Source organism: Stenotrophomonas rhizophila, assembly GCF_020857975.1.
Taxonomy (GTDB): Bacteria; Pseudomonadota; Gammaproteobacteria; order Xanthomonadales; family Xanthomonadaceae; genus Stenotrophomonas; species Stenotrophomonas rhizophila_C.
On record NZ_JACWUO010000011.1, the window covers coordinates 66,079 to 77,502 of the forward strand.

Annotated in this window: 9 protein-coding genes; 5 read left to right on the forward strand and 4 right to left on the reverse strand. The window is 69.3% G+C overall.

What is annotated here, in order from left to right; all coding sequences use genetic code 11:
• Nucleotides 1-13 precede the first annotated feature (13 nt).
• Entirely contained in the window at nt 14-475 is a 462-nt protein-coding gene (locus IC535_RS12065; RefSeq protein WP_228886588.1) for a bacteriohemerythrin, read from the forward strand.
• Here the strand turns inward: IC535_RS12065 and IC535_RS12070 are convergent.
• Nucleotides 456-1,748, reverse strand: a complete 1,293-nt coding sequence (locus IC535_RS12070; protein WP_228886587.1) for an MFS transporter — start codon at nt 1,746-1,748, stop codon at nt 456-458. The genes IC535_RS12065 and IC535_RS12070 overlap by 20 nt on opposite strands.
• Before the next feature lie 113 nt (nt 1,749-1,861).
• Nucleotides 1,862-3,364 carry an aldehyde dehydrogenase gene (locus IC535_RS12075; RefSeq protein ID WP_228886586.1) on the reverse strand — a complete coding sequence of 501 codons (1,503 nt, stop codon included), beginning with the start codon at nt 3,362-3,364 and terminating at the stop codon, nt 1,862-1,864.
• 111 nt (nt 3,365-3,475) lie between these two features.
• On the opposite strand from IC535_RS12075, the gene IC535_RS12080 reads away from it, so the two are divergent.
• The 4 genes from IC535_RS12080 (at nt 3,476) to IC535_RS12095 (ending at nt 7,629) form a co-directional block, all read left to right on the forward strand.
• Complete coding sequence (locus tag IC535_RS12080; RefSeq protein ID WP_228886585.1) at nt 3,476-4,828, forward strand: aspartate aminotransferase family protein; 1,353 nt, start codon at nt 3,476-3,478, stop codon at nt 4,826-4,828.
• A gap of 51 nt (nt 4,829-4,879) precedes the next feature.
• A complete protein-coding gene (locus IC535_RS12085; protein WP_228886584.1) occupies nt 4,880-5,755 on the forward strand; it encodes a plasmid replication/partition related protein in 876 nt (291 codons plus the stop codon).
• Between the two features lie 61 nt (nt 5,756-5,816).
• Entirely contained in the window at nt 5,817-7,109 is a 1,293-nt protein-coding gene (locus tag IC535_RS12090) for a DUF445 domain-containing protein (RefSeq protein ID WP_228886583.1), read from the forward strand.
• Nucleotides 7,110-7,230: 121 nt separating this feature from the next.
• Nucleotides 7,231-7,629, forward strand: coding sequence for a DUF4124 domain-containing protein (locus tag IC535_RS12095; protein ID WP_228886582.1), 399 nt, complete (start codon nt 7,231-7,233; stop codon nt 7,627-7,629).
• A 19-nt stretch (nt 7,630-7,648) separates the two neighbouring features.
• Here the strand turns inward: IC535_RS12095 and IC535_RS12100 are convergent, their stop codons facing one another.
• Both IC535_RS12100 and IC535_RS12105 read right to left on the reverse strand, forming a co-directional pair.
• A complete protein-coding gene (locus tag IC535_RS12100) occupies nt 7,649-8,959 on the reverse strand; it encodes an aminotransferase class V-fold PLP-dependent enzyme (RefSeq protein WP_228886581.1) in 1,311 nt (436 codons plus the stop codon).
• A complete protein-coding gene (locus IC535_RS12105; RefSeq protein ID WP_429000386.1) occupies nt 8,959-11,346 on the reverse strand; it encodes a TonB-dependent receptor plug domain-containing protein in 2,388 nt (795 codons plus the stop codon). The genes IC535_RS12100 and IC535_RS12105 overlap by 1 nt, the downstream gene beginning before the upstream one ends.
• Nucleotides 11,347-11,424 lie beyond the last annotated feature (78 nt).

Genomic DNA, 11,424 nt, shown 5'->3' on the forward strand with positions numbered 1-11,424 from the left:
CGGGGAACGCAGCATGGCACTTCTGGTCTGGCAGGACGACCTGAACATCGGCATCGAGGTCATCGACCACCAGCACATGCGGATCGTGGAGATGCTCAACCATCTGCACATGGCGCAGAGCAGCCTGCAGCGGCTGGCGGTGGCCGAGGTGATCGACGAACTGGTGGACTACACCATGTCGCACTTCGCCTTCGAGGAAGAGCTGATGGAGGAAGCCGGCTATCCGTTCTGTGCCGCGCACAAGCGCGTGCACGAAATCTTCGGCAAGCGCGTGTCCGAGTACCGGCTGCGCTTCCAGGCCGGCGAAGACGTCACCGACGAACTGCGCACGATGCTCTCGCGCTGGCTGTTCAACCACATCCGCGGCGATGACAAGGCCTATGCGCCGCAGGTCAAGCAACACCTGAACCAGTTCGCCCGCGAGCACCAGCAGGGCAGCTGGCTGGGCCGTACGCTCAAGCGTTTCTTCCGCTGAGCGCGGCGCGCCGGCTCATCGCCAGTAGGGCCAGGATGGTCATCAGCGCGGTCCCGCACAGGTACAGCCCCACCGCCAGCAGGCCGAAGCGTTCGGCCAGCCAGGTCGCCACGTACGGCGCCGGCGCCGCGCCGAGGATGCCGGCCAGGTTGAACGACAGCGAGGCGCCGGTGTAGCGCACCTGCACCGGGTAGATCTCGGCCAGGAAGGTGCCGCAGGGGCCGTAGGTCAGGCCCATCAGGAACATGCCCAGCGACAGGAAACCCAGCACCAGCCACGGGCTGGATGCCTGCAGCAGCGGCGCGAACAGCACGCCGAAGCCCAGGATCAGGCCGCTGGCCACGATCATCGTACGGCGCGTGCCCCAACGGTCGCCGTACAACGCCGACAGCGGGATGCCGGCGGCGAAGAACAGCATGCTGATCATCTGCAGCAGCAGGAAATCCGAGCGGGTGTAGTGCAGTACCGTGGTGCCGTAGCCCAGGGTGAACACCGTCATCAGGTAGAACAGCACAAAGGTGGCGAACGCGCCCAGCGTCCCCAGCATCAGGGTCAGGCCGTGCTCGCGCATGACCGTCCACATCGGCAGCCTGACCCGCTCGTTGCGGTCCAGCGCCGCCTGGAACTGCGGCGTCTCGTGGATGTTCAGGCGCACCCACAACCCCACCGCCACCAGCAGCGAACTGGCCAGGAACGGAATGCGCCAGCCCCACTGCAGGAAATCGGCATCGCTCATCACCCCGCCCAGCAGCAGGAAGATGCCGGCCGACAACAGGAAGCCCAGCGGCGCCCCCAACTGCGGGAACATGCCGTACCAGGCGCGCTTGCCCGGCGGTGCGTTCTCGGTGGCCAGCAGCACCGCCCCGCCCCATTCACCGCCCAGCCCCAGGCCCTGGCCGAAACGGCACAGCGCCAGCAGCGCCGGGGCCAGGATGCCGATGCTGGCATGGGTGGGCAGCAGCCCGATCGCCACGGTGGATACGCCCATGGTCAGCAGCGCGGCCACCAGCGTGGCCTTGCGCCCGATCCGGTCGCCGTAGTGGCCGAACACCGCCGAGCCGACCGGACGGGCGATGAAGGCCACCGCGAAGGTCGCCAGCGACTGCAGCAGCGCCGCGCCATCGCTGCTGTCGGGGAAGAACAGGTGCGGGAACACCAGCACCGCGGCCGTGGCGTAGATGTAGAAATCGAAGAATTCGATGGTGGTGCCGATCAGGCTGGCCAGCAGGATGCGGCGGGGCGAATTGGCGGCAGGTGCGGCGGGAGTCGACATCGGGCACACGAAGAAGGGCAGCTGCCGGATTCTGCCACGGCCACGCCGTGCTGCGGGCCGATGGTTGCAGACGTGACCGCCTCGCCCGCCCGGCACCAGGCGTGGCCGACGCCTCAGTCGCCCAGGTGGATCCAGGTGGCCTTGAGCTCGGTGTACTTGTCGAAGGCGTGCAGCGATTTGTCGCGGCCGATGCCGGACTGCTTGTAGCCACCGAACGGGGCGGTCATGTCGCCGCCGTCCCACTGATTGACCCAGACGCTGCCGGCCCGCAGCTGGCGCGCCACCCGGTGCGCGCGGCCGAGGTCGCCGGTCCACAGGCCGGCCGCCAAACCGTAGCTGGAATCGTTGGCCAGGCGCTGCGCGTCGGCCTCGTGGTCGAAGCCGAGTACCGCCAGCACCGGGCCGAAGATTTCCTCGCGGGCGATCGCATGGCCTGCATCGACCTCATCGAACACGGTCGGCTGCACATAGCTGCCGCCGGCCACCACCTCCACCCGCTTGCCGCCCAGCAGCAACCGCGCGCCCTCGGCCTGGCCGCGGTTGATGTAGGCCAGCACGTGCTCGGCGTGGGCTGCATCGACCAGCGCGCCCATCGGCGCGTCCGGGTCGAACGGATGGCCGGGCTGCATGCGCCGTGCGTGGGCCAGCACCCGGGTTACGAAGGCGTCCTGGATCGAACGTTGCACCAGCAGCCGCGAGGCCGCCGTACAGACCTCGCCCTGGTTGTAGAAGATGCCGGTGGCCGCCGCTTCGGCCGCCTTGTCCAGGTCCGGCGCATCGGCGAACACCAGGTTGGGGCTCTTGCCGCCGCACTCCAGCCAGGTGCGCTTGAGGTTGGACAGGCCCGCGCACTGCAGCAGACGGCGGCCCACCGCGGTGGAGCCGGTAAAGGCCAGCGCGTCCACGTCCATGTGCAGGGCCAGCGGTTCGCCGGCTCGCCTGCCAGTGCCGGGCAGCACGTTGAACACCCCATCGGGGATGCCGGCCTCGGCCACCAGCGCGGCCAGCCGGATCGCACTCAACGGCGAGCGCTCGGACGGCTTGAGGATCAGCGAATTGCCGGCCGCCAGCGCCGGGGCGATCTTCCAGCAGGCCATCAGCAACGGAAAGTTCCACGGCACGATCGCGGCCACCACGCCCACCGGCTCGCGGCTGATCAGGCCCAGCGTATCGGACGCGGTCGGGGCGATTTCCCCGTATACCTTGTCGACCGCCTCGGCGGTCCAGCGCAGGCAGCGCACCGCACCGGGCAGGTCGCCCTGGCGCGCGTCGCGCACCGGCTTGCCCATGTCCAGGCTTTCCAGCAAGGCCAGCTCATCGGCATGCTGTTCGACCAGGTCGGCCAGTCGCAGCAGCACCTGCTTGCGTTGCACCGGCGCGGCGCGCGACCAGTGCCCGGCCTCGAAGCTGCGCCGCGCGGCGGCCACCGCGCGCTCGACATCGTTGCTGCCGCAGTCGGCCACCTGGGCCAGCACGCGCCCGTCGATCGGGCTGATGCAGGCAAAGCGTGCGCCGTCCACGGCGTCCACGTAACGGCCGTTGATGAAGGCCTGGCCCTGCACGCTCAAGGCATCGGCCTGGCGCTGCCAGTCCTGGCGGGTGCGCACGCTGGTCATCGAAGGTCTCCTGCAGCGGGTATCGACCGCCTTTATACCCGGCGCTTTCACCCCGCGCCGTGACGCATCTGCGATAGAGTCGTGACCATCCGGTCTGCTGCGGAGTCGTCGATGCGTCGTACCGAAAGCGGGTTGTCGTCCCTGTCCCAGCAGCGCCCGGTATCGATGGAGGCGTACTGGATGCCGTTCAGCGCCAACCGCCAGTACAAGGCCGCCCCACGCCTGCTGGTACGCGCCGAAGGCATGTACTACCACGATGTGGACGACCGCCCGATCCTGGATGCCGCCGCCGGGCTGTGGTGCTGCAACGCCGGCCATGCCCGCCCGCGGATCGTGCAGGCCATCCAGCAGCAGGCGGCCACGCTGGATTTCGCCCCGCCGTTCCAGATGGGCTCGCCGCTGCCGTTCGTACTGGCCCAGCGCCTGGCCGCACTGGCCCCGGCGCCGCTCAACCATGTGTTCTTCAGCAACTCCGGCTCCGAAGCGGTGGATACCGCGATGAAGATCGTGCTGGCCTACCACCGGCTGCGCGGCCAGGGCCAGCGCACCCGCTTCATCGGCCGCGAGAAGGCCTACCACGGGGTCGGCTTCGGCGGCCTGTCGATCGGCGGGCTGCCCAACAACCGCAAGGACGCCGGCCCGCTGCTGGCCGGCAGCGATTTCCTGCGCCACACCCTGGACCTGTCCCGCAACGCGTTCAGCCGTGGCCTGCCCCGCCACGGCGCCGAACTGGCCGAGGACCTGGAACGGCTGATCGCCCTGCACGATGCGTCCACCATCGCCGCGGTGTTCGTCGAGCCCATCGCCGGCTCCGGCGGGGTGATCCTACCAGCGCCCGGTTACCTGCAGCGGCTGCGCGAGATCTGCGACCAGCACGGCATCGTGCTGGTCTTCGACGAGGTCATCACCGGCTTCGGCCGGGTCGGCAACGCGTTTGCCGCACAGCGGTTCGGGGTCACCCCGGACCTGATGACACTGGCCAAGGGGCTGACCAACGGCGCGGTGCCGATGGGCGCCACCCTGGTGTCCGACGCCGTGCATGCCGCCTTCATGCAGGGCCCGCCGGGCGCCATCGAACTGTTCCATGGCTATACCTATTCGGGCCACCCGCTGGCCTGCGCGGCGGCGCTGGCCACGCTGGACACCTACGCCGAAGAGCACCTGTTCGAACGCGCCATCGAGCTGGGCGACTATTGGCAATCGGCCCTGCACAGCCTGCGCGGCCTGCCGCACGTGATCGACATCCGCAATTTCGGGCTGATCGGCGCGGTCGAGCTGGCCCCGCGCAAGGATGCCCCGGGCGCGCGCGGCTACGAGGTGTTCGAACGCTGTTTCCGCGACGGCAGCCTGCTGGTGCGCTGTACCGGCGACGTGATCGCCTTGTCGCCGCCGCTGATCATCGACAAGGCGCAGATCGACCGGATCGTGGAGATCCTGGGCGACATGATCAATGCCACCGGCTGACCCCCACCCCCATTACAATGGTCGGTCACGTTTGCTCGCGTACCGGATTGCATGGACATTGTCGTCAAAGAAGAACTCAAGGCCTACATCGATCCGCTGACCGCCGACGAGCACGACGCGCTGGAGCGCAGCATCCTGGCCGAAGGCTGCCGCGATGCACTGGTGCTGTGGGGCGATGTACTGGTGGACGGGCACAACCGCTTCGGCATCTGCCAGAAGCATGGCCTGCCGTTCCAGACCGTGCAGAACAGCCGCTTCCAGTCGATGGACGATGTGCATCTGTGGATGATCGAGCAGCACCTGGGCCGGCGCAGCGTCTCGGACTTCCAGCGCGGCGTGCTGGCGCTGCGCAAGCGCGACATCCTGGCCGAGCGGCATCGCGCCGAGCAGGCCCAGCTGCAGAAGGAAAGCGACGGCGAGATCGCCGACGCCGGCCCGCAAGGCGATGAGGACAGCCCGCCGTGGGCGGCCGCGCCCAAGGTCAGCCGCGCCGACATGGCCCGCGAAGCCCGCCTGAGCAGCAGCCAGGTGACGATGATCGAGCGCATCCACAAGCAGGCGGCGCCCGAACTGGTGGAAGCGGTCAAAAGCGGAGTGATCTCGATCAGCGCCGCCGCCGCGGTGTCGGCCCTGCCCGAAGACGAGCAGCGCGCAGCGGCGGTGGCCGGCAAGGACGAACTCAAGCAGGCCGCCAAGCGCGTGCGCGAGGCCAAGCGCAAGCCGCGCAAGCCGGTGCAGGACGTGCTGCACAGCGCCGACGACGATGCCGAGGCGGACCCCGGCCGCGCCGCCGAGATTGCCGAGGCGCTCGCGTCACTGGGCGAGGGCCCGGCCGAACTGCGCCAGCGAGTGATCGCGCTGACCCTGGAAAACGACGCCCTGCGCCAGCAACTGGCCGCGTTGCGCAGGCAGCTGGCCGAGGTCTGAGGTAGTGCCGGCCGCTGGCCGGCACACCGCGCGCTCATGCGGCGATGGGTAGACTGCCGGCATGACGCCGATATCGCCTCCCGACCCGCGCCGCGCCCAGCTGCGCCGCCTCAAGCTGATCGCGCTGGCCATGCTGCTGGCCATGCTGGCCGGCTTCGTGATCAGCCACCTGCAGGGCGAACGCGGCATCTGGGCCTGGGTCTCGGCGTTCTGCGAGGCCGCTGCGGTAGGCGCGCTGGCCGACTGGTTCGCGGTGGTGGCGCTGTTCCGCCGCCCGCTGGGCCTGCCGATCCCGCATACCGCGATCATCCCGCGCAGCAAGGAACGCATCGCCGACAGCCTGGCGTTGTTCGTGCGCGACCAGTTCCTGGAACCGCAGGCATTGCTGGCACGGCTGCAGGTGTTCGACCCGGCCAGCCGCCTGGGCAGCTGGCTGGCCGATCCGGCCCGCTCCCGGCTGCTGGCCGACATGGCCCGCGGCTGGGCCCTGCAGGCGCTGGACTTCCTCGACGAAGCCGCGGTCCGGCGCAGCATCCAGGGGTTTGTGATCCAGCAGCTGCGGCGGTGGAACGCAGCGGCCACCGCCGGTGAACTGCTGGGCCTGCTCACCGCCGACAACCGCCACCAGCGCGTGCTCGACGAGGGCCTGACCCGGGTCGGCCAGTGGCTGGACAACCCTTCGGTCAAACAACGCGCCTCCGAACTGATCGTGCGCTACCTCCAGCGCGAGTGGCCCAAGCTGGCCAGCACGGTGAACTGGGTCAAGCCGATCGACGAGATCGGCGACAGCCTGGCCGAACGCATGGCGCACGCAGTGCTGGCCGAACTGCAGCAGATCCTGGCCGAGCCTGCGCACCCGCTGCGCCGCGACTACGAAACCTGGTTGGCCAACTACATCCAGCGCCTGCGCGGCGACCCGGCGCTGGCCGAAAAGATCGACCAGATCAAGCAGCAGGTGATCGACCACCCGGCCGTGCAGGAGTACGTGCAGGGCCTGTGGGAACGCATCCACGCCAGCCTGCGCGCGGACCTGTCCAGCGTCGATTCGGCACTGGCCGGCCACCTGCGCCGCAGCCTGGCCGCCGTCGGCCAGGCATTGCAGGACGACCCCTCGCTGCGGCAGGCGCTCAACCAGCACCTGATGGACGGCGCCGAACGCTTGACCAGCCGCCTGCGCGAGGGCGTCACCACCCACATCGCGCAGACCGTCAAGGGCTGGGACGAACGCCACCTGGTCGAACAGCTGGAACTGAGCGTGGGCCGTGACCTGCAGTTCATCCGCTTCAACGGCACCCTGGTCGGCGGCCTGATCGGCCTGCTGCTGCATGCGCTGACGGTGTGGATGCACTGGTAGCGGCCGCTGCTGCGGGGCTACCCCGCCGCGGTGCCGCTTGACGGTTTGACCGGGTGTGTTTGTCCGGCCGCTGGCGTATTCTGCCGCCCATCCCGGGCCAAGGGGCCCACAGGGGGGATCGATGCGCAGGACCATTCTCACGCTGGCGCTGTGCGCGCTGGCCAGCCACGCCCATGCCGGACGCGTCTACAAATGCGCCGCCGGCGGGCAGACCATCTACCAGACCGTGCCCTGCCCGCCCGAGCAGGACACCGGCATCACCCGGCCGATCACCCGGGACCCGAAGCTGAGCTGGGAAGAACGCAGCCGCGCCCAGCGCGACCTGCAGGCCGCGCGCCAACGCATGCAGGCAGATGCCGGCCGTGGCCAACCGATGGTGCGCGGCACGGTGATCGACGGCTCGGTCGACCCCGAACAATGCGAGGACCTGCGGGGCCGCCGCGAACTGAGCGAAGCGTTCGGCCGTACCGCGCCGCCACATGTCGAAGCGGCGATCAAGAAGGCCTGCGCCAGGCGCTGAACCACCGCGATCGCCGCGTCTAGCCCGCCACCGCCCGTACCGCCCGGACCAGCGCCTGCATCTGCGCGGGGGTGCTGAAAATGCCCGGCGTGGCGCGCAGGCAGGCGCCGGAGGCCAGCCCTTCGCGGGGCACCACGAACACGCCCGCTTGCTTGACCATGGCGGTGGCCGTGGCCGTGTTGGCTGCCAGCGTGGTCTGCCCGCGCAGGCGGAAGCCGGCGATCGCGCTGGACAGGCGCGGGTCGGCCGAGGCCAGCAGTTGGACCCGGTCGTCGCCGCGCAGCGCATCCAGCAAGAGGTTGCGCAGGTGCAGCAGCCGCGCGCGCTTGTTGGCCACGCCGATCCGCTGGTGCAGCTGCAATGCCAGCGGCAGCGCCATGTAGGCGGCGAAATTGACCGTGCCGGTGTGGATGCGGGTACGGATATCGTCGTGGTCGGCCTCGCCCATGTACGGGTCCAGGTCGCGCACGCGGCCACGGCGCACATAGATCGCGCCCACCCCGACCGGTGCGCCGATCCACTTGTGCAGGTTGATGCCGATGAAATCCACGCCCAGCGCGCGTACCGGCGTGTCGACCTGGCCGATGCCGTGGGCGGCATCGAGGATCACCTCCGCCCCGGCCGCCCGGGCCAGCGCGGCGATCTGTGCCACCGGCAACAGCATGCCGTTGCGGTGGTTGACCTGGGTGAGCAGCAGCAGGCGCGTGCGCGGGTGCCGCGCCAGCGCCTGCCGGTAGGCGTCGACGATGCTGTCATGGTCGAACGGCTCGGGCAGCACCAGGCGCTGCACGTCCACGCCGCGGCGGGCGCGCAGCCACTGCATCGCAGCGATCATGCTGTCGTAGTCGGTATCGGCGTACAGCACGGTATCGCCCGGGCCGAGCTTGTTGTAGCCACCGATCAGGGCCTGCATCGCCTCGGTCGCGCCGCGGGTCAGCGCGATTTCGTCGGTGTCCACGCCCAGCGCCTGGGCCAACTGCACCCGCGCCTGTTCGAACAGCGGCGGGAAGGCCAGCCGCCCGAACCAGGCATTGCCGGCGTTCACCGTGGCGGTGGCCTGCTGGTAGGCCTGCAGCACCGGGCGCGCCATCGCGCCCCAATAGCCGTTGTCGAGCATCACCACCTCATCGGTGAGGTCGTACAGTGCCCGCACCTGGCCCCACCACGCCTCATCGCCGGCCAACTGCGCCGGCGTGCGTGCATCGACCGGCGGCAACGCGGGCAGTTCGGCGGGCAGCTCAGCGGACATGGCCGTGCCCATTGCCGCGCCGGCACCGGCCACGGGCAGCGCCAGCGCGCCGCGCAGCAGGTGGCGTCGTTGCCGGTCCATCAGTAACGGATCCGGTATTCGGCGTAGACGTTGCGGCCGTCGGTGTCATACGGCGCGTTGCGCGAGTAGATCAGGCCGCGGCTGGCCTGGAACGTGGCCTGGTCCGGATAGCGGTCGAACAGATTGTCCGCGCCGATGCGCAGGGTCTGCTGGTCGGTCACGCGCAAAGCGACCGCCAGGTCGAAGAACGCCATCGCACCGAAGCGCTGGAAAATATCGCCGGTGGCATTGCCGGAGGAATCGGTCCATGCCCCGTAGTATCGCAGTTTGCCGAGCAGGCTCCAGCGGCCCAACTCGTAGCTGCTGCTCAAGGTGGCCTTGTGCTCGGGCAGGCGCTCTTCGAAGATGCGCCGCTGGCTGTCGTTGGTGGCCACGCCGGTGCGCCCGCCATCGACCCGGGTCTGGTTGTAGTTGTAGCCCAGCGTGGTGTTCAGGCGCCCTGCCCCAAGCGCGGCGGCATGGCTGGCGACCACGTCGATACCGCGCGTGGTGGTGTCGAAATCATTGGTGTAGAAGCTCACCGAGGTATAGCCCAGCGGGTTGGGCACCCCGGCCGGCACCGCGAACGAGGCCGACTGGCTGAAGCGGTCGGTGACCTTGATGTCGTAGACATCCACCGAACCGGAGAAGCCCAGCGCGGTCTTCCAGGTCAGGCCGAGCGAGGCGGTACGCGACTGTTCCGGCTTCAGCGGCTGCGCGCCGAGCTGGATCGCCAGCGGGTCGCCCGGCGACAGCCGGCCGGTGGTGAATACCTGCAGGGTCACCGTATCCAGGCCCTGCTGGGTGCTCTGGGTGAACAGCTGGCCCGGCGTGGGCGCGCGGAAACCGGTGGATACCGAGCCGCGCACGGCCAGGCCGGGGGTGAATTCGAAACGCGTGGACAGCTTGCCATCCACGCTTTCACCGAACGCGGAGAAATGCTCGTAGCGGGTGGCCGCGCCCACGGTCCAGCGTGCGGTCAAGGGCGCCTCCACGTCGATGTAGGCCGCGCGGCTGCGCTGGCTCCAACGCCCGGCATTGGCCGCGCTGAAGCCCGGCGCGCCATTGGCGCCACCGGCCAGGCCGGTCACCGCGCCCGGACCGATCGCATAGGAGGCCGGATCGCCGGCGTCCACGCCGTAGGTTTCCTCGCGGGTCTCGGCGCCAAAGGCGATGTTGATCGGCGCGGCCAGCGCGCTGACCGGCAGCGCGTAGACGATATCGGCGTTGAGGTTCTTCTCCTGCTGCGACAGGCGGCCCAGGTAGAACGCGGTCGGGCTGGCCGGGCCCAGCGAGGCGTTGATCGAGTTGCCCAGGGTGTAGTCGATGCGGTTGCGGCCGTAGGACCCGCTCACATCCCAGCGCCAACGCTCGCCCCAGGTGCCGCGCAGGCCGAGCACGCCCTGCAGGTCGTCCTGCTCGTTGCCGTACTTCGGGCTGAAGCCGGTCGGGTACACGCTGCGCACGTTCCAGCCGGGGAACACCCGGCTGGGGTTGTAGACCGAGGCGGTGCCGTCGGGATTGCGCCAGTTGAAATCGCTGACCCCTTCGCTGTGGCCGTACAGGCCGAAGCTGTACAGATCGATGCGCGCGTTCAACGGCAGGTTGAGATTGAAGCCGAAATGGCGGTTTTCCAGATCCGGCTGGCCCCAACGCTGGACCGGATCGGGCACCGCCAGGTCCGGGTGCGCCTTCTGGAAGGCGATCGCGTCGGCACGCTGGCGGCTGCGCGAGGTGGCATCGGACTTGTCCCAATCGGCAAACAGCGACAGGCTGCCGGTGTCGCCCAGGGCGAATCCGTGGCGGGCGCCGACCTTGCGGCCACGGCCATCGCCGGCACTGTATTCGGACAGGCCCAGCGAGACCTCGCCGCCCACGCTGTCATCCAGGATGATGTTGATCACCCCGGCGATGGCATCGGAACCATACTGCGCCGAGGCACCGTCGCGCAGCACTTCGATGCGCTGGATCGCATGCAGCGGAATCTGCGCCAGGTCCGGGCCCTGCGCGCCGCGCGCGCCCAGCAATGCCGAACGGTGGAAGCGGCGGCCGTTGACCAGCACCAGGGTCTGGTCCGGCGACAAGCCGCGCAACGTGGCCGGGCGCACGAACACCAGGCCATCGTTCATCGGCATGCGCTGCACTACGAACGAGGGCACGAGCTGGGCCAGCACGTCGTTGAGGTCGGACGACTCGATGGCCTGGATTTCCTGCTTGGAAAACACATCCACCGGCGCCAGCGTGTCGAACTGGGTGCGGTTGCTGCCGCGCGTGCCGGTGACGATCATCGTGTCCAGGGTGGCGGGGGCCGCGGCAGTCCCTGCCGGGGCGGTTTCGGCATGCCCTTCGGCGACCGCAACCAGGGAAACAACGGACACAACGGCTACCGCCAACGCACTGCGCTTCACATGCAACTCCAGTCACTGCTCGAAGGGAGCGCTGCAGACGCCAATGGCCCGCAGCGCGTGCGCATTCTGTGCAGGGGA